The 23337-nt window shown below is 66.6% G+C and carries 20 protein-coding genes; 13 read left to right on the top strand and 7 right to left on the bottom strand.

From position 1 onward, the window contains the following. Nucleotides 1–9 precede the first annotated feature (9 nt). The 4 genes from FEZ61_RS18340 to phoB form a co-directional block, all read right to left on the bottom strand. Complete coding sequence (locus FEZ61_RS18340) at nt 10–1344, bottom strand: sigma-54 dependent transcriptional regulator (RefSeq protein WP_173149857.1); 1335 nt, start codon at nt 1342–1344, stop codon at nt 10–12. A 154-nt stretch (nt 1345–1498) separates the two neighbouring features. Then, nucleotides 1499–3265: an ATP-binding protein gene (locus tag FEZ61_RS18335; RefSeq protein ID WP_173149855.1), complete on the bottom strand. Its 1767-nt coding sequence runs from the start codon at nt 3263–3265 to the stop codon at nt 1499–1501. 55 nt (nt 3266–3320) lie between these two features. Further along, nucleotides 3321–4610: a phosphate regulon sensor histidine kinase PhoR gene (phoR, locus tag FEZ61_RS18330; RefSeq protein WP_178121633.1), complete on the bottom strand. Its 1290-nt coding sequence runs from the start codon at nt 4608–4610 to the stop codon at nt 3321–3323. Between the two features lie 42 nt (nt 4611–4652). Next, nucleotides 4653–5342: a phosphate regulon transcriptional regulator PhoB gene (gene phoB, locus FEZ61_RS18325; protein WP_007159925.1), complete on the bottom strand. Its 690-nt coding sequence runs from the start codon at nt 5340–5342 to the stop codon at nt 4653–4655. A 159-nt stretch (nt 5343–5501) separates the two neighbouring features. Here phoB and FEZ61_RS18320 point away from each other — a divergent pair, with 159 nt between their 5' ends. The 7 genes from FEZ61_RS18320 (at nt 5502) to FEZ61_RS18290 (ending at nt 13587) form a co-directional block, all read left to right on the top strand. After that, complete coding sequence (locus FEZ61_RS18320) at nt 5502–6296, top strand: IclR family transcriptional regulator (protein ID WP_064309175.1); 795 nt, start codon at nt 5502–5504, stop codon at nt 6294–6296. Then, on the top strand, nt 6293–7246 hold the full coding sequence (locus FEZ61_RS18315; RefSeq protein WP_173149851.1) for a 2-dehydro-3-deoxygalactonokinase: 954 nt from the start codon (nt 6293–6295) through the stop codon (nt 7244–7246). Before FEZ61_RS18320 ends, FEZ61_RS18315 begins: the two co-directional genes overlap by 4 nt. Next, nucleotides 7239–7859, top strand: a complete 621-nt coding sequence (locus FEZ61_RS18310) for a 2-dehydro-3-deoxy-6-phosphogalactonate aldolase (RefSeq protein ID WP_173149849.1) — start codon at nt 7239–7241, stop codon at nt 7857–7859. Before FEZ61_RS18315 ends, FEZ61_RS18310 begins: the two co-directional genes overlap by 8 nt. A 118-nt stretch (nt 7860–7977) precedes the next feature. Continuing rightward, on the top strand, nt 7978–9126 hold the full coding sequence (dgoD, locus tag FEZ61_RS18305) for a galactonate dehydratase (protein WP_173149847.1): 1149 nt from the start codon (nt 7978–7980) through the stop codon (nt 9124–9126). A 479-nt stretch (nt 9127–9605) separates the two neighbouring features. After that, complete coding sequence (locus tag FEZ61_RS18300) at nt 9606–10931, top strand: MFS transporter (protein WP_017642355.1); 1326 nt, start codon at nt 9606–9608, stop codon at nt 10929–10931. Between the two features lie 93 nt (nt 10932–11024). Further along, a complete protein-coding gene (locus FEZ61_RS18295) occupies nt 11025–12077 on the top strand; it encodes an SMP-30/gluconolactonase/LRE family protein (RefSeq protein WP_173149845.1) in 1053 nt (350 codons plus the stop codon). Nucleotides 12078–12186: 109 nt separating this feature from the next. After that, complete coding sequence (locus tag FEZ61_RS18290) at nt 12187–13587, top strand: sugar porter family MFS transporter (RefSeq protein WP_173149843.1); 1401 nt, start codon at nt 12187–12189, stop codon at nt 13585–13587. Nucleotides 13588–13632: 45 nt separating this feature from the next. On the opposite strand, the gene FEZ61_RS18285 is transcribed toward FEZ61_RS18290, so the two are convergent. Further along, nucleotides 13633–14070 (bottom strand): hypothetical protein, encoded by a 438-nt coding sequence (locus FEZ61_RS18285; protein WP_093255132.1) that lies wholly within the window; start codon nt 14068–14070, stop codon nt 13633–13635. Between the two features lie 233 nt (nt 14071–14303). Here FEZ61_RS18285 and FEZ61_RS18280 point away from each other — a divergent pair, with 233 nt between their 5' ends. After that, complete coding sequence (locus FEZ61_RS18280; protein ID WP_201973628.1) at nt 14304–15512, top strand: aldose 1-epimerase family protein; 1209 nt, start codon at nt 14304–14306, stop codon at nt 15510–15512. A gap of 18 nt (nt 15513–15530) precedes the next feature. Here the strand turns inward: FEZ61_RS18280 and FEZ61_RS18275 are convergent, their stop codons facing one another. Beyond that, nucleotides 15531–15932 (bottom strand): acyl-CoA thioesterase, encoded by a 402-nt coding sequence (locus FEZ61_RS18275; protein WP_026083995.1) that lies wholly within the window; start codon nt 15930–15932, stop codon nt 15531–15533. A gap of 487 nt (nt 15933–16419) precedes the next feature. Here FEZ61_RS18275 and FEZ61_RS18270 point away from each other — a divergent pair, with 487 nt between their 5' ends. The 5 genes from FEZ61_RS18270 (at nt 16420) to gltP (ending at nt 22304) form a co-directional block, all read left to right on the top strand. Then, nucleotides 16420–17727 carry an MFS transporter gene (locus FEZ61_RS18270; RefSeq protein ID WP_338547509.1) on the top strand — a complete coding sequence of 436 codons (1308 nt, stop codon included), beginning with the start codon at nt 16420–16422 and terminating at the stop codon, nt 17725–17727. 311 nt (nt 17728–18038) lie between these two features. Continuing rightward, nucleotides 18039–19238 (top strand): formaldehyde dehydrogenase, glutathione-independent, encoded by a 1200-nt coding sequence (gene fdhA / locus FEZ61_RS18265; protein WP_007159913.1) that lies wholly within the window; start codon nt 18039–18041, stop codon nt 19236–19238. Nucleotides 19239–19382: 144 nt separating this feature from the next. Continuing rightward, a complete protein-coding gene (locus tag FEZ61_RS18260) occupies nt 19383–19745 on the top strand; it encodes a hypothetical protein (RefSeq protein ID WP_173149841.1) in 363 nt (120 codons plus the stop codon). A 67-nt stretch (nt 19746–19812) separates the two neighbouring features. After that, complete coding sequence (locus FEZ61_RS18255) at nt 19813–20643, top strand: aldo/keto reductase (protein WP_173149839.1); 831 nt, start codon at nt 19813–19815, stop codon at nt 20641–20643. Nucleotides 20644–20954: 311 nt separating this feature from the next. After that, on the top strand, nt 20955–22304 hold the full coding sequence (gene gltP, locus FEZ61_RS18250) for a glutamate/aspartate:proton symporter GltP (protein ID WP_093255125.1): 1350 nt from the start codon (nt 20955–20957) through the stop codon (nt 22302–22304). A gap of 51 nt (nt 22305–22355) precedes the next feature. On the opposite strand, the gene FEZ61_RS18245 is transcribed toward gltP, so the two are convergent. Continuing rightward, nucleotides 22356–23201: an NAD-dependent epimerase/dehydratase family protein gene (locus FEZ61_RS18245; RefSeq protein WP_093255123.1), complete on the bottom strand. Its 846-nt coding sequence runs from the start codon at nt 23199–23201 to the stop codon at nt 22356–22358. Between the last annotated feature and the right edge of the window lie 136 nt (nt 23202–23337).

Here is a 23337-nt window from a genome sequence, read left to right as displayed (position 1 = left end):
TATGGCCGGTCAGTCATCCTCGAGACTGTCGCGGAAGTCGGCACGCACCAGGCCGTGACGCTGCATCTTCTCGTTGAGGGTACGCCGCGGCAATTGCAACTCGTCCATCACCGCCTTGATCTCGCCACCATGACGGGCCAGGGCGGCGCGCAGGCACTGGGCTTCGAAGGCTTCCAGCTGATCGGCCAGGGAATTGCCCTGGGCGGTCGGCGGCGCGCCCAGGCCGAGGACCTCGCGTTCGGCGGCGTTGGCCAGTTCGCGGACATTGCCCGGCCAGCCGTGACCCAGCAGCTGGGCCAGTCGCGCCGCGCCGGGCGGGGTGACCGGGCGCCCCAGGCGGGCGCCGGCCTCGGCGAGAAAGTGATCGAACAGCAGCGGGATGTCTTCGCGTCGCGCCCGCAGCGGCGGCAGGTGCAGCTCGGCGACATTGAGGCGATAGGCCAAGTCTTCGCGAAAGCGCCCGGCGCGCGCCTCTTCCAGCAGGTCCGGCTTGGTGGCGGCGACGATGCGCAGGTCCAGGGCGATGCTCTGGTTGGAGCCGAGGCGCTCCAGGCGTTGCTCCTGCAGCACCCGCAAGAGCTTGACCTGCTGCGCCAGGGGCATGCTTTCGATCTCGTCGAGAAACAGGGTGCCGCCGTTGGCGTATTCCAGCTTGCCGATGCGCCGGCCCTGGGCACCGGTGAAGGCGCCGCTCTCATGGCCGAACAATTCGCTCTCGAACAGCTGCTCGGGGATGGCCGCGCAATTGAGCGCGACAAAGGCCTTGCCGGCCCGGGGACCGAAGTCATGCAGGCAACGGGCGACCAGTTCCTTGCCGCTGCCGGTCTCGCCGCGCAAGAGCACGTTGACCGGGGTCGGTGCCAGGTCGAGGATCTGCTGGCGCAGGCGGACGATGCCGGGCGAGACGCCGAGCAGCCGACGGGCGAGGGCGCTCTGGTCATCGACCCGGCGGTGCAGCTGGCGGTTCTCTAGCACCAGCCGGCGCTTTTCCAGGGCGCGGCCGAGATCGCCGAGCAGTGCCTCGGGGCTGAAGGGCTTTTCCAGGAAATCGTAGGCGCCCTGACGCATGGCGCTGACCGCCAGAGCGACGTCGCCATGGGCGGTGAGCAGGATCACCGGCAGGTCGGCATCCAGGGCCTGCAGCCGGCCCAGCAGGGCCAGACCGTCCATGCCGGGCATGCGCACGTCGCTGACCACCACGCCGGCGAAATCCGGGGTCACGGCCGCCAGGCAGTCCTCGGCGCGGGCGAACAGCCGCACCTGATGCCCCGACAGCTCCAGCCACTGGCGCACCGCTTCGCGGATGCTGGCTTCGTCGTCGACCAGATAGACCTGGGCTTGCATGGGGGCGTCCTCTCGCGGCCGGTGCGCGGTTACCTTGCCCGAACGGCACGGGGCGGTCGAGTCATCCGAAGGAATGAACGTAGCGGGCAGCGGAACAGACCCGAGGGGCTGCTCAGTGATTTCAGCTTGGGCCAGTGCGGCAAGCCGCAGGCGACTAGGGGGAGGGAGACGCTTCTTGGCCGCAGTAGGCTACCGGCAGCCGAAGCCTGAAGACCGCGCCTTCGGTATCGTTCGCGGCCGTCAGGCTGCCGCCCTGGGCCTGGACGATGGCCGAGGACACCGCCAGCCCCAGCCCCAGGCCTTCGCCGATCGGCTTGGTGGTAAAGAAGGGATCGAATACCTGGCCCAGGTGTTCAGCGGCGATGCCGCCACCGTTGTCGGCCACCTCCAGCAACCAGCTGTCCCCCTCTTGCACGAGGCTGACCGCAACCTGCGGCTTCGGTCGTTCGGCCACGGCGTCCAGGGCATTGCGCAGCAGATTGACCAGCACCTGCTCCAGGCGAATCGGATCGCCCAGCAGCCAGGCCGGGCGCGGCAGTTCCAAGTTCAATTCGACAGCCAGCTCGGCGCGCCGCGCCTCCAGCAACTCCAGCGCCTGATCCACTACCCGGGCCAGATCGACCCGCTCGCGCAGACCGGCAGGGGTCTTGCGGGCATAGGTCTTGAGGTGGGCGGTCAAGCCGCTCATGCGGGTGAGCAGGCCATCGAGGCGTTCCAGGGCGGCGCGGGCCTCGTCCAGCCGGCCGTGGTCCAGCAGCAGCCGCAGACTGGCCAGGTGCATGCGCTGGGCGGTGAGCGGCTGGTTGAGTTCATGCACCAGGGCTGCCGACATCTGCCCCAGGGCGGCCAGCTTGGCGGCCTGCACCAGGCCATCCTGGGCGGTGCGCAACTCGGCGGTGCGGGCTTCCACCAGTTGCTCCAGCTCCAGTCGACTGCGCTGGCGCAGGCGTAGCAGCCGCCGCCGCTGCACCAGCAGCAGGCCGGCGCAGACCAGCAGCAGCCAGGCGCAGCCGGCGGCCAGGGCGGCGCCCAGGCCGCTGCCCTGCAGCTCCCGGGTCGGTCTGATCAGGTGCAGGGTCCAGCCTTCGCTGGGCAGCGGCAGGCTGTCCCAGAGGTAGTCGGCGCTGCCTTCGGGCGCCTCGATACGGGCCACCTGGCGCTGGTCGTCCAAGACCACCTGTTGGCTATGAAGCAGCGGTTGCAGGGTGCGTCTGTCGTACTGCCGGGTGGTGGCCAGTTCGGCGCGTTCGGCGGGCGTCAGCTCGCGCAGCAGGCGATAGCGCCAGGCCGGCCGGTTGGCGGCAAAGACCACGCCGCGCGCATCGCTCACCAGCAAGACCTCGGGGTGCTCGCCCCAGCGCGCCTCGATGGCGGGAAATTCCAGCTTGACCACCACGGCGCCGAGAAAGCGGCCCTGGGCGTCCAGCACCGCGTGGGAGAGGAAATAGCCGGGAATGCCGGTGGTGACCCCCACGGCATAGAAGCGGCCGCTGCCGCCCGCGAGGGTCTCGCGGAAATAGGGCCGGAAGCCGTAGTTATGGCCGACGTAGCTGGTGGGCAGCCGCCAGTTGCTGGCGCCGATGGCCAGGCCGCTGCGATCCAGCACCTCCAGGGTCGACGACTGGGCAGCGGCATTGAGTCGTTCTAGCTTGAGATTGAGGCGCTCGGTGGCAGCGGCATCGGGTGGCGTGGTGAGGGCGGCGATCAGCTCGGGATCCTGGGCCAGCACCGCGGGCAGGGCGCGAAAGCGATCGATCAGGGTCTGCAGGCTGCTGGCATGCAGGCGCAACTGTTCCTGGCCGAGCAGGCTGGCCTCGGCCAGGCTCGCCCGTTCGGCGCGCTGCCAGGCCAGCACGCTGACCAGCAGACCGCCGAGCAGGGCGAGCAACAGGACCGGCAACAGGCGCAGGGCAGGGGGCATGGCAGGAGACCGTGGCAGGAGTGGCCGGACGATAGCATGGCTGCGCGGGGGCAGCTCAGGCCGAGGCAGCGGTGCGCGTGGCGATCTGCTCGGGCTGGAAATGGCAGGTGAAGCAGCTGCCCTCGCCGGGCACGCTGTGGATGTCCAGGCCGCCGCGGTGGCGGATCAGCACGTGCTTGACGATGGCCAGGCCCAGGCCGGTGCCACCGGTGCTGGAGGCGCGGCTGGCGTCGATGCGATAGAAGCGTTCGGTCAGGCGCGGCAGGTGGCGGGCATCGATACCGGGCCCGGTGTCCTGCACCGCGACGTGGGCGCCTTCGGCGTCCTGCCAGGCGCGTACCCGCACCTCGCCGCCCTCGGGGCTGTACTTGACCGCGTTGAACACCAGGTTGGAAAAGCAGCTGCGCAATTCCGTCTCGCTGCCCAGCAGCGCCAGGTCCGGGGCGCAGTCCAGGCTCAGGCGGTGGCCGATGGCGCCGGACAGGGCGCGGCCGTCCTGCAGGATGGAGGCGAGCAGGGGTTCCAGGGCTACCGGGCGATTGTCAGCGGGGTAGTCGGTGGCTTCCAGGCGGGCCAGCAGCAGGAGGTCGTCGATGGTGTGCTGCATGCGCCCGGCCTGCTGCTGCATCTGTCCCAACGCCCGGCGCCAGCGCGGGGTGGCATGCTCGGCGTTGTCCAGCAGGGTTTCCAGGTAGCCGGTGATCACCGTCAGCGGGGTGCGCAGCTCATGGGAGACGTTGGCGACGAAATCCTTGCGCATCTGTTCCAGCTGGTGGATACGAGTCACGTCACGCACCAGCAGCAGGCGATCGCCCTCGCCGAAGCGGGTGATCAGGATGTGCAGGTACTGGTCGTCGTTGAGCGGCGAGGCCAGTTCCAGCGGCTCGCCATAGTCGCCGCCGAGAAAGTAATCGGAAAAGCGCGGATGGCGCACCAGGTTGGTGATGGGTTGGCCGAGGTCCTGGGGCTGGCGCAGACCCAGCAGGGTTTCCGCGGCGCGGTTCCACCATTCCAGGTTGCCATGACGATCCACCAGGATGATGGCATCGCGCAGGGCCTCGGTGGAGGCCTGGGCGCGGCCGATGACGGCGAGCAGTTCTTCACGCTGGCGCTGCTCGTGGCGTTGCCGGCGATAGAGCCGATCCAGGACATCGCCCCACAGGCCTTCGGCTTCGGGTGGCGCGCCTGGCGCCTCGCTCAGCAGCCAGGCATGCAGGCGCAGCAGGTGTTTCAGGGTGACCGCCAGATAGACCGCCAGTCCCAGGGCCACCGCCAGGCCGACATGGCCGAAGGGCCAGCCGGCCAGGGCGCAGCCGCCGACCACGATCGACAGCTGGGTGGCCAGACGGGAGCGCCAGTTGATGTTCACGGCGGCGGTGATCCCGCGTCAGAGTTTGGTGGAAAAGCGATACCCGGTGCCGCGCACCGTCTGTACCAGATTCTCGTAGGTCTCGCCCAGGGCCTTGCGCAGGCGACGGATGTGCACGTCCACGGTGCGTTCCTCGACATAGACGTTGCCGCCCCAGACCTGGTCGAGCAACTGGCCGCGGGTGTAGGCGCGTTCCTGGTGGGTCATGAAGAACTGCAGCAGGCGGTACTCGGTGGGCCCCATCTCGGCGGGCGCGCCATCGATGGTCACCCGGTGGCTGATCGGATCCAGGATCAGGCCGTTGACCTCCAGCGGACCGTCGTTCTCCAGGTGGCCGGTACGGCGCAGCACGGCTTTCAGCCGAGCCACCAGCTCGCGGGGCGAGAAGGGCTTGGTGATGTAGTCGTCGGCACCGGTCTCCAGGCCCTGGACCTTGTTGTCCTCGTCGCCCTTGGCGGTGAGCATGATGATGGGAATGGCGTCGGTCAGCTCGTCGCGCTTGAGGCGCCGAGCCAGCTCCAGGCCGGAGGTGCCGGGCAGCATCCAGTCGAGCAGGATGAGATCGGGCTTGCGATCGACGATCAGGGCGTGGGCGTCCTTGCTGTTGTCCGCCTCCAGGCATTCATAGCCCGCCATTTCCAGGGCCACGGCGATCATTTCGCGAATGGGGGCCTCATCGTCGACGATCAGGATGGATTTACCCGTCATGGAGCGCTCTGCCTCTCGAGTCCTTGCAATGTGCCGTGCATTAGATAGCGCCAATATTGCAGCTATGTGACAAGGCTGTCATATCTAACTTCAATCCCACAATATGGGATGACGTATCACATATTGAGATTTGCCAGCGAGGCTTCTAGAGTGAAGGCCATGAACGACAACAATTCCAACAAGGGCGAAGCGCCCAGCGGGGCCCAGGCGCTGTTTCGCGGCCTGGCGGTGCTCGAAGCCGTGGCCGCCGGGGCCGACAACCTGGCCCAGGTCGGCGCCGCCATTGGCTGCACCCGCAGCACCACCCATCGCCTGGTCGCCGCCCTGACCCAGGCCGGCTACCTACGCAGCGATGGCGGTCGACTGATCTTGGGCAGCCACCTCATCGCCCTCGGCTACCAGGCCCGCGAACAGCTGCCGCTGACCGGCGTGGCCCGGCCCCATCTGCAACGCCTGGCCCAGCACTGCGGTGACACCGTGCACCTCGGCGTGCGCGAGGGCGGCGATGTCCTCTATCTGGACAAGCTGCCGGGCAGCCGGGGCCTGGAGATGAGATCCCGGGTCGGCCTGCGCATGCCGCTGGCGCTGACCGGGGTCGGCAAGGCGCTGATGCTGGATCTCGCCGAAGTCGAGTGGGAAGCCCTCTATGGCGAAGGCGTGGCGCGGCGTAGCGGCCAGCCCGGCCTGCGCGAGGACTTCCTGCCCTGGGCCGACTATTGCGCGCGCCTGCGCCGCCATGCCGCCGAAGGCTATGCCCTGGATCTGGAAGAGAACGAACTGGGCATCCGCTGCGTGGCCGCGCCCATCCGTGGTGCCGACGGCGCCATCGTCGCGGCCCTGAGCGTGGCCAGTGCCATCCCCTATATGCCCGAGGCGCGGCTGCACGAGTTGCAGCCCGAGGTCAGTGCCTGCGCCCGGGCCATTTCCCGCGAACTCGGCTGGAGCCCTGCATGACCGCCACCCCGCACCTCATCGGCCTCGACTGGGGCACCTCGTCCCTACGCGCCCAGCTGTTCGACGCCCAGGGCGCCGTGCTGGAAACCCGCAGCCGGCCCTGGGGCATCATGCATGTGCCCGATGGCGACTTCGCCGCGGCCTATCGCACCCTGGTGGGCGACTGGCGCGAGGCCCAGCCGGACCTGCCCGCCATCGCCTGCGGCATGGTCGGCAGTCGCGGTGGCTGGCGCGAGGTGCCCTATGCCGATTGCCCCGCCGACGTCCACAGCCTGGCTGCCGGTCTGCTGCGCCTGGACAGCGGCTGCGGCGAGCTCCATCTGGTCCCCGGCGTGATGCAGCGCGGCGCCTTGCCCAACGTGCTGCGTGGCGAGGAAACCCAGGTGTTCGGCGCCCTCGAACTGGAGCCGGACCTGGCCGCCGAGGCCCTGCTGGTGCTGCCCGGCACCCACAGCAAGTGGGTGCGGGTGCGTGACGGTCGCCTCACCGATTTCGCCACCTACATGACTGGCGAGCTGTTCGCCGTCCTGCGCGAACATTCCATCCTGGGGCGTCCGGCCACCGAGGCCGGTCCCGAGGCCAGTGCCGAGGCCTTCCGCCTGGGCCTGGTCACCGCCCGCGACGCCGGGGCCGAGGGCCTGTTCGGCCGGCTCTTCACCGCCCGCAGCCGGGTGCTGGCCGGCGAGCTGGGCGCGGCGCACAGCCTCGACTACCTGTCCGGTCTGCTGATCGGCGAAGAATTGCGCAGCCAGGTCGCCGCGCTCAAGGGCGCCCCCTGCCCACCCCTGGTGCTGATCGGCGACGCGGCGCTCTGCCAGCGCTATCGCGACGCCCTGGCGCTGTTCGACATCCACCAGGTCCGCCTGCTGGAGCAGGCCACCCGGGCCGGGCTCTGGCGCCTGGCCCAGGCCGCCGGCCTGCTCCCCACCTCTGGAGGCTCCCATGCTTGATACCTACCTCAAGGACCTGCCGCTGATCGCCATCCTGCGCGGCGTCACCCCGGACGAGATCGTCCCGGTCGGTCGTGCCCTGTACGACGCCGGCTTTCGCGTCATCGAGATCCCGCTCAACTCGCCGCAGCCCTTCGAAAGTATCCGCCGACTGACCGCGGAGCTGGATGAAAGCTGCCTGATCGGCGCCGGCACCGTGCTCACCGAGGCCCAGGTGGCCGAGGTGGACGCCGCGGGCGGCCGGCTGGTCGTCTCGCCCAACGCCAACCTGGCGGTGATCCGCGCCAGCAAGGCCGCTGGCCTGGTCAGCGCCCCGGGCGTGGCCACTCCGTCGGAAGGCTTCGCCGCCCTCGACGCCGGGGCCGACAGCCTCAAGCTGTTTCCCGCCGAGCAACTCGGCCCGGCGGTGGTCAAGGCCTGGCGCGCGGTCTTCCCCAAGGAGCTGGCGCTCCTGCCGGTGGGTGGCATCACCCCGGACAACATGGGCCCCTACGTGGCGGCCGGCGCCAACGGCTTCGGACTCGGCTCGGCGCTGTATAAGCCGGGCCTCACGGCGGTCCAGGTGAGCGCCAACGCCCAGGCGTTTGCGGCCGGGTGGCGGTCCGTTTCCTAATTCAATCGCGGTCATGGACCGCTCCTACAGATACCCGGTGCCTCCGTAGGAGCGGTCCATGACCGCGATTTGCCCAATCCCCCTCGATTCCAATAATTACTGTCGAGATTTCCACACCATGAAGATCACCAAACTCACCACCTATGTCGTCCCGCCGCGCTGGTGCTTTCTCAAGATCGAGACCGACGAGGGCATCCACGGCTGGGGCGAACCCGTGCTGGAAGGTCGCGCCCACAGCGTGGCGGCGGCGGTCGAGGAACTGGCCGACTACCTGATCGGCAAGGACCCGCGCAACATCGAAGACCATTGGACGGTGCTCTACCGGGGCGGCTTCTATCGCGGCGGCGGCATCCACATGAGCGCCCTGGCCGGCATCGACCAGGCCCTGTGGGACATCAAGGGCAAGGCCCTGGGCGTACCGGTGCACGAGCTGCTCGGCGGCCAGGTGCGCGACAGCATCCGCGTCTATTCCTGGATCGGCGGCGACCGCCCGGCGGAGACCGCAGCCCAGGCCCTGGAGCGTCAGGCCAAGGGCTTCACTGCGATCAAGATGAACGCCAGCGAAGAGATGCAGTTCGTCGATACCTACGACAAGGTCGACCAGGTGATCGCCAACGTCGCCGCCATCCGCGACGCCTGTGGTCCGCACTTTGGCATCGGCGTTGACTTCCATGGCCGGGTGCACAAGCCCATGGCCAAGGTGCTGGTCAAGGAGCTGGAGCAGTTTCGCCTGATGTTCATCGAGGAGCCGGTGCTCAGCGAGCACCATGAGGCGCTCAAGGAAATCGCCCTGATGAGCAACACGCCCATCGCCCTGGGCGAGCGGCTCTACTCGCGCTGGGACTTCAAGCGCATCCTCCAGGAAGGCTACGTCGACATCCTGCAGCCCGATCCGTCCCACGCTGGCGGCATCACCGAAACACGCAAGATCGCCAACATGGCCGAGGCCTATGACGTGGCCATCGCCCTGCATTGCCCGCTCGGCCCCGTCGCCCTGGCGGTCAACCTGCAGCTGGACGCCAACTGCTACAACGCCTTCATCCAGGAGCAGAGCCTGGGCATCCACTACAACCAGGGCAACGACCTGCTGGACTACATCAGGAATCCCGAGGTGTTCGACTACGCGGATGGCCACGTGAAGATTCCTCAGGGGCCAGGACTGGGCGTCGAGGTCAACGAGGAATTCGTCAAGGAACAAGCCGCTATTGGCCACCGCTGGCGCAACCCGATCTGGCGGCACAAGGACGGCAGTTTCGCGGAGTGGTAAATCTTCGATTCAACGCTGCTGCGCTTGCCGGAGCGGCGTTGAAAGCCGGTTCGAAATGCTCATGCACTCGATGTGCACTCCGCTTTCTCACCGGCTTTCGCCTTGCTCCGCCTGCGCTCGCGACGCGTTGCTTTCGAAGATTGGCGCCGCTGCTCCCTCACCCCAACCCTCTCCCCAAGGGAGAGGGGGCAAGAGCAGGAGCTCCGGCCCCGACGCTCGCACTGACCGTCCCCTCTCCCTCTGGGAGAGGGCCAGGGTGAGGGAAAAGCAACGCCACTGTTAATGGCCAGACACACCGCTGGCCCCTCACCCCAACCCTCTCCCCAAGGGAGAGGGGCAAGAGCAGGAGCGCGGGACTCGACCTCCGCACCGACCATCCCCTCTCCCCTTGGGAGAGGGCCAGGGTGAGGGCCGCCACGGCGCCCTGACCCCTAGACATCGACAACGCTCGCCACAACGTCAATTACAGGACCCGAGCCATGCCAACCCCTACCCAGGCCTCCCCGGCGGCGGCCACGGTTGCCCCGACCCTGGCCAAGCCCAGCCGGGCGCGCTTCTTCATCATGATGCTGCTGTTCGTCACCGTGGTGATCAACTACCTCGACCGCAGCAACCTCTCCATCGCCGCCCCGCACCTGGCCCAGGACCTGGGCATCGAACCGGTGCACATGGGGCTGATCCTCTCGGCCTTCGGCTGGACCTACGCCGCCATGCAGATCCCCGGCGGCTGGCTGGTGGACAAGGTCGCTCCGCGCATCCTCTATCCGGTAGCCATCGCGCTCTGGTCGCTGGCCACCATCGGCCTGGGTTTCGTCGGCAGCTTCATCGGCCTGATCATCCTGCGTCTCGCCGTGGGCGCCCTGGAGGCACCGGCCTATCCGATCAACAACCGGGTGGTCACCACCTGGTTTCCCGAGCGCGAGCGGGCCACCGCCATCGGCTTCTACACCTCCGGCCAGTTCGTCGGCCTGGCCTTTCTCACCCCGGTGCTGATCTACCTGCAGCAGACCTTTGGCTGGCACATGGTCTTTGTCGTCACCGGCGGTGTCGGCATCCTCTGGGCCGCCATCTGGTATCTGGTCTATCGCGAACCCAAGGATTTCCGCGGCGCCAATGCCGCCGAGGTCGCGCTGATCCAGGAGGGTGGCGGTCTGGTCGATCTGGAGCAGAAGAACCGCAGTCGCGCCGCCTTCCAGTGGCGTGACCTCTGGAGCGTGCTCAACAAGCGCAAGCTCTGGGGCATCTACATCGGCCAGTTCTGCCTCAATTCCACCCTCTGGTTCTTCCTCACCTGGTTCCCCACCTACCTGGTGAAATACCGCGGCATGGACTTCATCAAGGCCGGCTTTCTCGCCTCGTTGCCGTTCCTGGCCGCCTTCCTCGGCGTGATCTGCTCGGGCCTGCTGTCGGACTGGCTGGTCCGTCGCGGCGCCTCCGTGGGCCTGGCGCGCAAGCTGCCGATCATTGGTGGCCTCTTGATCTCCACCAGCATCGTCGGCGCCAACTTCGTCGACTCCCCGGCGCTGATCATCGCCTGCCTGGCGCTGGCCTTCTTTGGCAACGGCCTGGCCTCCATCACCTGGTCGATGGTCTCGGCCATGGCGCCGGAGCGGCTGATCGGCCTCACCGGCGGCATGTTCAACTTCATCGGCAACCTCTCGGCCATCTGCGTGCCCATCGTCATCGGCTTCCTGGTCAAGGACGGCAGCTTCGCCCCGGCCATCGCCTTCATTGGCGTGACCGCACTGATCGGTGCTCTCTGCTATGGCCTGGTGGTGGGCAAGGTGGAACGTCTGCCCGAATAAGGGCGACTAAGGAAGCACCGCGTGCCTGTCCCGGTACGCGGCGCTCTGCCACCGGCCTTGCCGGACCCATAACGACAACAAAGGAGTCTCCCCATGCCGCTCGCCCGTCGCACCTTTCTCGGCGTGTCCCTGGCCGCTTCGGCCGGTCTGGTCGCCAGTCGCGCCCTCGCCGACGACAAGTTCGGTCTCACCCGTAACTGGGAGGGCAAGCCGCCCATCGTCATGCCCGATCCCGCCTGGGAGATCCATGACCAGGCCTTCAAGGGCCGCCTGGGCAATGCCTTCGTCGAGCGCCTCTGGTCCGGTGGTCTGTGGACCGAAGGGCCGGTGTGGATGGCCGACTGGCGCTGCCTGCTGTTCAGCGACATCCCCAATGCCCGGGTGATGCGCTGGAGCGCCGACGACGGCCACGTCAGCGTCTATGACGACCAGTCCCACAACGCCAATGGCCACACCCGTGACCGCGAGGGCCGGTTGATCAGCTGCGAGCACGACAGCCGCCGCGTCACCCGCCGCGAGTTGAACGGCAGCGTCACGGTGCTGCTCGACCGCTTCGACGGCAAGCCACTGAACGCCCCCAACGACGTAGTGGTCGGGGCCGATGGTGCCATCTGGTTCACCGATCCCGGCTACGGCATCCTCGGCGCCTACGAGGGCCACAAGGCCGAATTCGAGCTGCCTACCAACGTCTATCGCATCGATCCCCAGGGCAAGGCCACGGTGGCGGCGGGCGACTTCGGCCGGCCTAACGGCCTGGCCTTCGCCCCCGATGGCAAGCGCCTCTACATCAGCGACACCGCTGGCGGCGGCAATCCCGGCAAGCCCAACCATCTGCGTGCCTTCACGCTGAAGGACGACGGCACCCTGGGCGGTGGCGAGGTGCTGATCGATGCCAAGGAGCAGGGCGTGATCGACGGTTTCCGCGTCGACAGCGACGGCAACCTCTGGTGCAGTTGGGCCGGCTCGGCCGAGCAGAACAGCGTGCGGGTCTTCAATCCGAGCGGCCAGCCGCTGGCCACCCTGCACCTGCCGGAAACCGTGTCCAACGTCGAATTCGGCGGCCTCAAGGGCAATCGCCTATTCATCACCGGCGGCGGTTCGCTCTATGCCACCTATGTGAACGCCCAGCCGGCGCGGCTCTGGTAAGGGCCTCTCATCGGCCGAACCAAGGGTCGTTAGACGGGTCTGTAACAAGCGGATACGGAACGACCTGCGACAACAAGATCGCCCACAAGGCGAGCGAGGAGCCTCAGTCATGAGCAACACCACTACCAACGCCGACGGTCACGTCACTGAAAAGGCCCAGCCCAAGGCAATCTTCGCCTGTTTGATGGCCGCCCTGGCCGGTCTGATGTTCGGCCTCGACATCGGCGTCATTTCCGGCGCCACCAAATTCATCCAGCAGGAATTCCAGATCTCCGATCAGGTGATCGAGTGGATCGTCTCCAGCATGATGGCCGGTGCTGCCCTGGGCGCTCTGGGCGCGGGTTCGCTGTCGGCCAAGCTGGGTCGCAAGAAATCGCTGATGCTGGGCGCCATCCTGTTCGTGATCGGCTCGATCCTCTGTGGCCTGGCCACTTCGCCGACCATGCTGATCTTTGCCCGCTTCCTGCTCGGCCTGGCCATCGGCATCGCGTCCTTCACCGCGCCGCTGTACCTGGCCGAGGTCGCTCCGGAAAACATCCGTGGCTCGATGATCTCGCTGTACCAGTTGATGATCACTGCCGGCATCCTGCTCGCCTTCCTCTCCAACACCGCCTTCAGCTACTACGAGGCCTGGCGCTGGATGCTCGGCATCATCGCCATCCCCGGGGTGCTGTTCCTGATCGGCGTCTTCGCGCTACCCGACAGCCCGCGTTGGCTGATCATGGCGGGTCGCCGCGAGGAAGCGATCAAGGTCCTGCACCGGCTGCGCGGTGACGAAAAGGTCATCCAGCAGGAAGTCGCCGAGATCGAAGAGCAGCTCAAGGTCCCGCAAAAGGGCTGGTCGCTGTTCAAGGAGAATGCCAACTTCCGCCGCTCGGTAGGCCTGGGCGTACTCCTGCAGGTGGTGCAGCAGTTCACCGGCATGAACGTGGTGATGTACTACGCGCCGCGCATCTTCGAAGGCATGGGCTACGACACCGCCGCCCAGATGTGGTTTACCGCCGCGGTCGGTCTGACCAACGTGCTGGCCACCTTCATCGCCATCTTCCTGGTCGACAAGTGGGGCCGCAAACCCATCCTCTATACCGGCTTCGTGGTCATGGCGGTGGGCCTGGGCGTGGTCGGCACCATGCTCGGCATGGGCAACCTGAGCCACGGCCAGCAGACCTTTACCGTGGTCATGCTGCTGATCTTCATCGTCGGCTTCGCCATGTCGGCCGGTCCGCTGATCTGGACCCTCTGCTCGGAAGTGCAGCCGCTCAAGGGCCGCGACTTCGGCATCGGCTGCTCCACCTTCACCAACTGGATCGCCAACATGATCGTCGGTGCCACCTTCCTGACCATGCTGGGCACCCTGGGACAGGGCACCACCTTCTGGATCTATGCCGGTCTGAACGTGGTGTTCATCTTCCTGGTGTTCCTGCTGGTGCCGGAGACCAAGGGTGTCACCCTGGAACGCATCGAACGCAATCTGATGCAGGGCAAGCGCCTGCGCGATCTCGGTCAGTAGCTTCGCGCGCAACAAAAAAACGCCCGGCAATGCCGGGCGTTTTTATTAGCGATCCCAGCGCTTATGTCTGTGCTTGGCGTGCTTCCAGCCCTTGCCGGGATGGTCGCGATAGCGGCGATCGTCGCGGCCGCTGTCGCCCAGATTGTTGCCCAGGGCACTGCCGGCACCGCCACCCAGGGCCGCGCCGACCAGGCCACCGGTGCTGCCACCGACTCTATTGCCGATCACGTTGCCGCCCGCCGCGCCCAGACCGCCGCCGATGGCGGCCTCGGTCCGATTGCGCCGGTCAGCGCCCAGTACACCACCTGCTGCACCGCCCACGCCGGCACCGATGGCCGCACCGGTACTGCCGCCGACCTGCTGGCCGACCAGGGTACCGAGTACGCCACCCACGGCGCCGCCGAGTCCGGCTTCGGTATTGCCCGCATAGGCCGGGGCAACGCCCGCCAGGGCAAGCAACAAGAACAGGGCTGAAGGTTTCATGGAGTCCACTCCGTGGTAGAGACGAGCCGATCCTCGGCAAAAATCGCTGCCCTGGCAAGTACCGAACGGTCGTTTGAATGGTAAAGGTTGTCTTTACCCATTCCTTTGATTTCCTTGAACAAACCTATACGGGAATAAGGGGTCTTGTCCCTCTGGTCGCGTCTGGAGCGGGGGTCTGCAGGCCGGCGCGGGCTGGTCTAGACTCAGGTCGACCGCGCTGCCAAGGGGACTTCATGATCCACGCTCGTCTGTTGTCTGGCTGTCTCCTGCTCCTTGCCAGTGTCAGCGCCTCGGCCTGGGAATACACCCTCATCGCTCCCGACAAGCCGGTGCAGAACTGGAGCATCAGCAGTGACCGCCTGGGTCTGCGCGATGGCCTGGCCTTCGCCGTCGGTGTGCATCGCCTGAGTGGCGGGCGCCAGGAGGGTTCGGTGCTGATCGAGATCGATACCGGCGCCCTGCAGCTGACCGTGGTGGCCACCCGAGGCATGAACGTCCTGCGCGCCCAGGCCGGCACCCTGCGACTGGGCTGGGATTCTCCGGTACGCGAGGTGGTCAATCCGGCCTTCGTCAATCTGGAAAGCCGTAACGGGCTGGGCTGGCTGGAAGGCTTCAACGAGCTGGTGGCGCGCGCCGGCTTCGAGTGGGTCGGCCACCCGGGAATGGACCGGGGGCAACTCCTGACCCTGCACGGACGGGCCAGTTATTTGCCGGCCAGTCAGGTGGTGCTGACCATCGACGAACAGCCGCCGCACCGCATCAGCCTCAAGGGCGTGCTGCACGAAGAGGCCTTCAAGCAGGCCAACTTTCGCATCGACACCGAACTGGTCACCCACGCCGGGGCCACCGGCTTCACGCTGCACGACCGCTTGACCAACCAGGGGGCGCATACCGCCGAGTACCAGGTGCTCTATCACAGCAACTTCGGTCCGCCGCTGCTCGGCCAGGGCTCACGGTTCGCCGCTCCGGTGCGGGAGGTGTCACCCTTCGATGCGCGGGCGCGTCAGGAACTGGGCGAATGGCAGACCTATCGCGCACCCACGCCGGGCTATGGCGAGACGGTCTACAACCTCTACCCCTGGGGCGACGATCAGGGGCGCAGCCTGGCGGTACTGCACGATCACAGTGCCCACCAAGGGGTGGCGCTGGCCTTCAATGTGCGGGAATTGCCGGTCTTCACCCTGTGGAAGCACACCGATGCCAAGGCCCAGGGCTACGTCACCGGTCTGGAGCCGGGCACCAGCTTTTCCTACAACCGCAGCCAGCAACGGGCCCTGGGACTGGTGCCGCGCATCGAGGCGGGCGGCACGCGCGACTTCACCCTCGACTATCGGTTGCTGGCCACCGCCGCGGAGGTCCGGCAGGCGCTGGAGCAGGTCGAAGGCATCCGCTACGGCCGACCGACCAAGATGCGCGAGGCGCCGCTGGCCCAGGAGCCTTAGTGGCCTGGCGAGGCCGCGCTAGCGCCGCGCGGGCAACGGGCGGGTGCGACCGCTACCGTCGATGGCGACGAAGACGAACACCGCCTCGGTGACCTTGCTCCACTCGCTGGACAGCGGATCGTCGCTCCAGACCTCGATGAGGATCTGGATGGAGCTACGGCCCACTTCCAGCGTGTTGGTATAGAAGGAGAGCTGTGCGCCCACGGGCACCGGCGTCATGAAGGCCATGCGGTCGATGGCTACCGTGGCCACCCGACCAGCGGCCAGACGACTGGCCATGGCACTGCCGGCCAGGTCCATTTGGGCCACCAGCCAGCCGCCGTAGATGTCGCCGAAGCCGTTGGTCTCGCGGGGCAGAGCGGTGATCTGCATGGCCAGGTCGCCCTGGGGGATGGGATCTTCTTGTTCGAGCTCTTCGATCATGACAGGGCCCTCGGGAGCCCGGATAGGTAGGTAACGTTCAGCATCTGCACGCAAGAATGCTGCCAATCTCTCTGGGGAGATCGTTAGGGGGCTACAGTATAACGCCTGGGGCAGGGCGGCTCGACCGCTTTTGCACCAGGATGGAACAGGCATAGCTCGGCAGATGAGCCCTGAATGGGCACTGAATGAATAGCGGAAATTCCTTGCGGATTTGCTATCGTGGAGACCGTGCACGGCCAGGCAATCCAGAGGGTCGTGCACGTCCGATGATCAGGTAATGATCGGTAGACCTGCTGCTGCCGTGCTCCACAAGAGCGCAGGCGGCGCGGTGCAGGTCCGGCGCCCATCCGGCGACCCGCCCGATCCCTGCCAGCCGCCCCAGGCGGACGGTCACTCGGGGCCGCGTCTTGTCCGCTACACCCGGAGGGATGCCAGAGGCCGAATTTCCTTTGCGCTCCTCTCTTGTCCGGGATCCTCGATGAAACTGCAATCCGCCTCCGCGCCGCTCACGTCGCGCCCTCTGGGCCGCAACGACTACAAGACCCTCTCGCTGTCCGCCCTGGGCGGCGCGCTGGAGTTCTACGACTTCGTCATCTTCGTCTTCTTCGCCGCAGTGGTGGGGAAGCTGTTCTTTCCCGCCGACATGCCCGACTGGCTGCGGCAGATGCAGACCTTCGGCATCTTCGCCGCCGGTTACCTGGCCCGCCCGCTGGGCGGCATCATCATGGCCCACTTCGGCGACCTGCTCGGGCGCAAGAAGATGTTCACCCTGAGCATCTTCATGATGGCGCTGCCGACCCTTGGCATGGGCCTGATGCCCACCTACGCCCAGATCGGCGTGGCCGCCCCCATCCTGCTGCTGGTGCTGCGCATCATCCAGGGCGCGGCCATCGGCGGCGAGGTGCCCGGGGCCTGGGTGTTCGTCTCCGAGCACGTGCCCGGCAAGCACGTCGGCTATGCCTGCGGCACCCTGACCGCCGGTCTCACCTTCGGCATCCTGCTCGGTTCGCTGATGGCGACCCTGATCAACACCGTCTTCACCCCGGTGGAGGTAGCCGACTACGCCTGGCGCTTCCCCTTCCTGATCGGCGGGGTCTTCGGCCTGTTCTCGGTCTATCTGCGCCGCTGGCTGCACGAGACGCCGGTGTTCGCCGAGCTGGCGATCCACAAGTCGCTGGCCGAGGAAGTGCCGCTTAAGGCGGTGCTGCGTGACCATCGCAGCAGCGTGGTGCTGTCGATGCTGCTGACCTGGATGCTCACCGCCGGCATCGTGGTGGTCATCCTCATGACCCCGACCCTGCTGCAGACCCAGTACGGTTTCTCCGCCGCCCTGGCGCTCAAGGCCAACAGCCTGGCCATCGTATTCCTGACCCTGGGCTGCATCGTCTCCGGTGCCCTGTCCGATCGCTTTGGCAGCGGTCCGGTGTTCATCGTCGGCGGCCTGATCCTGGCGGTGGCCAGCTGGGCGCTCTATGCCGGTCTGAAGATCCACCCGGAGTGGCTATTCCCGCTCTATGCCCTGGCCGGCGCCGCGGTCGGCGTCATCGGCGGCGTGCCGCGAGTGATGGTGCTGGCCTTCCCGCCCAAGGTGCGCTTCTCGGGCCTGTCCTTCTCCTACAACGTGGCCTACGCCATCTTTGGCGGCCTGACCCCCATGGTCGTCACCCTGATGCTCAAGCAGCATCCGCTGGGCCCGGCCTGGTACGTCATGGGGCTGGCCCTGCTGGGCGTGGGCATCGGCTGCTACCTGCTCAGCCGCGAGCGCCGCGCCGCCGCCTTGGCGCCCGCCTGACCCCGGCCGTTCACGCCGTCTGCACCGGCGGCGTGAACGGGTTCGCCAGGACGACCCGCCAGGGCGACCTCGGCATGGCCAAAAACGCCATCCCCACAGACGCCACGCTTCGCGAGGACTAGGCTCGAACCGCTACGGCTTGTTTGAAAAGTCGCCGAGCGAAGGTGAGGCAAGGAAAAAATCGGCGAGGAAGCGGAGTTTACGACCGGTAAATGAGCATTCCGAGCTGATTTTTGACGCCGCATCGCCGAGGCGCAGGCACTTTTCCGACAACGCCCAGAGCCAGTTCAACAAAAATAGCGAGGTGCAACATGTCCGGTAATCGTGGCGTCGTCTATCTGGGCGCGGGCAAGGTCGAGGTGCAGACCATCCCCTATCCGAAGATGGAAACCCCGCAGGGCAAGCGTATCGACCACGGCGTCATCCTGCGCGTGGTGTCCACCAATATCTGTGGTTCCGACCAGCACATGGTGCGCGGCCGGACCACTGCCCCCGAAGGTCTGGTGCTCGGCCACGAGATCACCGGTGAGGTCATCGAAGCGGGCCGCGACGTCGAGACCCTCAAGGTCGGCGACCTGGTCTCGGTGCCCTTCAACGTCGCCTGCGGTCGCTGCCGCACCTGCAAGGAGCAGGACACCGGGGTCTGCCTGACCGTCAACCCCTCGCGTGCCGGCGGTGCCTACGGCTACGTCGACATGGGCGGCTGGGTCGGTGGCCAGGCCGAATACGTGCTGGTCCCCTATGCCGACTTCAACCTGCTCAAGCTGCCGAATCGCGACGCGGCCATGGAAAAGATCCGTGACCTGACCTGCCTGTCCGACATCCTGCCCACCGGCTATCACGGCGCCGTCACCGCCGGCGTCGGTCCGGGCACCAGCGTCTATGTAGCGGGTGCCGGTCCGGTCGGCCTGGCCGCTGCCGCCTCGGCTCGCCTGCTGGGCGCCGCCGTGGTCATCGTCGGCGACGTCAACCCGGTGCGCCTGGCCCACGCCAAGGCCCAGGGCTTCGAGATCGCCGACCTGTCCCTGGACACCCCGCTGCACGAGCAGATCGCCGCGCTGCTGGGCACCCCGGAAGTGGATTGCGCCGTCGATGCCGTTGGCTTCGAGGCCCGTGGCCATGGTCACGAAGGCGCCAAGAGCGAGGCCCCGGCCACCGTGCTGAACTCGCTGATGGGCATCGTGCGGGTGGCTGGCAAGATCGGCATCCCCGGTCTGTACGTCACCGACGATCCGGGCGCCGTCGACGCCGCGGCCAAGCAGGGTGCCCTGAGCATCCGCTTCGGTCTGGGCTGGGCCAAGTCCCACAGCTTCCACACCGGCCAGACCCCGGTGATGAAGTACAACCGTCAGCTGATGCAGGCCATCATGTGGGATCGCATCAAGATCGCCGATATCGTCGGCGTGCAGGTGATCACCCTGGACGAGGCACCCCGCGGCTACAGCGAATTCGATTCGGGCGTACCGAAGAAATTCGTCATCGATCCGCACAAGCTGTTCAGCGCGGCCTGATCATTGCGCTAAGGGTTTTGTCCGGGAATGCTGGCCATTTGGCATTTCTCGGGCAAAGCCTGCAGTCGTTTGCCACACCAAGGGGTCTACCCTCGCAGCGTCCGATTCGGGCGCTGTTTTTTTGGTGCCACAGACGAGGCCTGCATGACCCCGAATGTCCTTTCGACCCTTCGCCGTATCCTCCCCTCACTGCTCGTGGCGTCCGTGCTGCTGCTGGGCAGCAACCTGGCGCGCGCCGAGGGTGGGGTGTCCTTTCGCTTCGCCGAAGAAGGGCAGGGCTGGATGCTGCGCGGTCCGGTCGATGTCCTCAGGTGGCCCTTCGTCTACGACCGTAGTCGCGAGCGCGCCCGCAACACCCTGGTACGGCTGGACGGCGATACCCAGGTGCGGGTGATCGAGACCCGTTCCTTCCAGCGTTGGAAGCGCATTGAGCTGCAGCGGGATGGCCGTACCGTGCTGGGCTGGGTGGAAAGCTACAGCGTGCCTGAGGCCATGCGCCTCGACTGATCGGGAGCAAAAGGCCACCGCCGCCAGTCACACCTCTGGTACCCCATCCATTCCAGAGGAGCGACGCATGTCCGCGATCACCCGTCTTCAGCTCAACGACGGTCACCACATTCCGCAATTCGGTCTGGGGGTCTGGCAGACTCCGGCCGAAGAGACCGCCCAGGTGGTCAAGACGGCCCTCGACCTGGGTTATCGACATATTGATACCGCCGCCATCTATGGCAACGAAGAGGGCGTCGGCCAGGCCATCGCCCAGGCCGGTCTGCCGCGTGACGGGCTGTTCATCACCACCAAGCTGTGGAATGCCGACCAGGGCTACGACAGCGCCCTGCGCGCCTTCGACACCAGTCTGGCCAAGCTGGGCCTGGAGCATGTCGATCTCTATCTGATCCACTGGCCGCTGCCGGAAAAGGGCCTGTTCCTCGACAGTTGGAAGGCGCTGATCGAATTGCGCAACCAGGGTCGGGTGAAGTCCATCGGTGTCTCCAACTTCCGCCAGGCCGACATCGAGACCCTGCTGACCGAGACCGGCGTGGTGCCGGTGGTCAACCAGATCGAGTGCCATCCGCTGCTGCAGCAGCAGGAGCTGCGTGACTTCAACACCTACAAGGGCATCGCCACCGAGGCCTGGAGTCCACTGGCCCAGGGCGGCGAACTGCTCGGTAGCCCGGTACTGCAACAGCTGGCAACCAAGCACGGCAAGACGCCGGCCCAGGTGGTGCTGCGCTGGCACATCCAGCTGGGCAACATCATCTTTCCCAAATCCAAGACGCCCAAGCGCATCGAAGAGAACATGCAGATCTTCGACTTCACCCTGGACGACGATGACCTGCGGCAGATCGCCGGGCTGAATCAGGACAAGCGTCTGGGTCCGGATCCTTCCACCTTCAACGGCTGACGTGCACGGGACGCCGCGATGAGCGGCGTCTCCGTATGCCTGGCGTGCAAGGCGCCAGTGCCTGTATGCTGCGCGGCCCTTTCGGGACCTCTCATGCCGGATCGGCATAGGGCAGGCTACAGCGGCATTAGACATACCCCGTTACCCTCTGGCAAAAGTGTGACGCCTTGGTGCTCCTCGTCCTTTTCGAGCACCGTTTCCGCAGCCTGAACGCACCTTTTGGTTGGGCGTTGCATGCGCTTTGCGCATCACGACCCGGCACGGTGACGTTCGTCCCGAACTCCATCCAAATAGAACAAAGGTGTCGGTACATGACCAAGCCCAAGCTCAGCCTCGCGTGGCAGATTCTCATCGGCCTCGTGCTGGGGATCGCCGTCGGCGCACTGCTCAACCACTTCAGCGCCGAGAAGGCCTGGTGGATCGCGAACGTTCTCAAGCCGGCCGGCGACATCTTCATCCGGCTGATCAAGATGATCGTGGTGCCCATCGTCATCGCCACCCTGGTGGTCGGTATCGCCGGCGTCGGCGACTCCAAGAAGCTCGGTCGCATCGGTCTCAAGACCATCCTCTACTTCGAGATCGTCACCACCCTGGCCATCGTCGTCGGCCTGTTCTTCGCCGACAGCGTGCAGCCCGGTGCCGGTATCGACATGAGCACCCTGGGCACCACCGACATCTCCCAGTACCAGAAGACCACCGCGGAAGTGCAGCATGACCACGCCTTCATCGCGACCATCCTCAACCTGATCCCGTCCAACGTCTTCGCCGCCGTCGCCCGTGGCGAGATGCTGCCGATCATCTTCTTCGCGGTGATGTTCGGCCTGGGCCTGGGCGCCCTGCCGGAAGCCACCCGCGAGCCGGTAGTGCGCGTGTTCCAAGGCATTTCCGAGGCCATGTTCAAGGTCACCCACATGATCATGAATTACGCCCCCATCGGCGTCTTCGCGCTGATCGCGGTGACCGTGGCCAACTTCGGCTTCGCCTCCCTGCTGCCGCTGGCCAAGCTGGTGGTGCTGGTCTACGTGGCCATCGGCTTCTTCGCCCTCGGCGTGCTGGGCCTGGTGGCCAAGCTGTTCGGCTTCTCGATCTTCCGCATCATCCGCATCCTCAAGGACGAGCTGATTCTGGCCTATTCCACTGCCAGCTCGGAAACCGTGCTGCCGCGCATCATCGAGAAGATGGAGGCCTATGGCGCGCCCAAGGCCATCACCAGCTTCGTGGTGCCCACCGGCTACTCCTTCAACCTGGACGGTTCCACCCTCTACCAGAGCATCGCGGCGCTGTTCATCGCCCAGCTCTATGGCATCGACCTGTCGCTGAGCCAGCAGCTGCTGCTGGTGCTGACCCTGATGGTCACCTCCAAGGGCATCGCCGGCGTGCCGGGTGTCTCCTTCGTGGTCCTGCTGGCCACCCTGGGCAGCGTCGGCATTCCGCTGGAAGGCCTGGCCTTCATCGCCGGCGTGGATCGCATCATGGACATGGCGCGCACCGCTCTGAACGTGATCGGCAACGCCCTGGCCGCCCTGGTCATCGCCAAGTGGGAAGGCCTCTACGACGCCGAGAAGGGCGCCGCCTACTGGGCCGCCCTGCCGCACCTGAAGAGCACCGCCAAGGTCGAGGAGCGTCCTCAGGCCACGCGCGGTGAAGCCCTGCGTGACTGAGTGGATCGTTAGCTGAGAACGGAGCCCGGCCTTGTGTCGGGCTCTGTCGTTTCAGCGGTCGAGAATGGCCGCGTAGCCTTCGCGATAGCTGGGGTAGCGGGGCGTCCAGCCCAGCGCCCGGGCGCGGGCGTTGCTGCATCTCTTGCTGCCGGCGCGACGCAACTGGGCTTCGTCGGACCAGAAGGTGATGCCCAGCCGTGCCCGCAGCCAGTCGACCACCTCGTCCAGCGGCGCCGGATCGTCGTCCACGCCCAGATAGAGCGCTTCCAGGGCGACCCCTTCGCGATCCCGTTGCAGCAGCAGTGCCAGCAGGCCGGCGGCGTCCTCGACATGGATGCGATTGCCATACAGCGGCGGCTCGCGGGTCACCCGGGAGCCTTCGCGCACCTGCCGCAGCAGCGCCTCGCGCCCCGGGCCGTAGATGCCGGTCAGGCGGACCACGGTGGCGGGCAGGCCGCTGCCCAGCGCCAGGTCCTCCGCCTCGCGCAGGAGGCGTCCGGAAAAGCGCTCGGGTTCGGCAGGGGCGGTCTCGTCGACCCAGGCGCCGTCGCCCTGGGCATAGACGCCGCTGCTGGAAACGAACAGCAATCGCTGCGGACGCTGGTCGCAGGCGGCCAGCCAGTCCAGCAGGTGGCGTAGGCCGTCGACATAGGCGGCGCGATAGCCGGCTTCGTCATGGTGAGTCGCAGCGGTGGCATAGACCACCTGGTCGATGGGCTCTCGCGGCCAGGCCGCCGGTGGCATGGCGTCGGCCAGATCGCCCGCCACCGGCAGCAACGCGGCGGGGAGGGCGGCGACGTTGCGCCTGAGGCCGAAGACCCGGTGGCCCTGGGCGACCAGTTGCAGGCCGAGACGGCTGCCGACATCGCCGCAACCGGCGATCAGGATGGTGCTCATCGGTGTTTCCCTCTGCAAAGGCCTGGACAGACGGCCAGGGTAGCCTGAGCGTACCCGCGGTCCAACCAGAAGGCGCAGGCAGCTGCCCGTCGCGCTTGGCCGTTGATAGAGACAGCCGCTAAGATTGCCTGGCCAC

Source organism: Pseudomonas sp. MS15a(2019) (genome assembly GCF_013277805.1).
GTDB classification, from domain to species: domain Bacteria; phylum Pseudomonadota; class Gammaproteobacteria; order Pseudomonadales; family Pseudomonadaceae; genus Chryseomonas; species Chryseomonas benzopyrenica.
The sequence above is the reverse complement of the archived record's forward strand: the minus strand, read 5'-3'. Positions and strand labels throughout refer to the sequence as shown.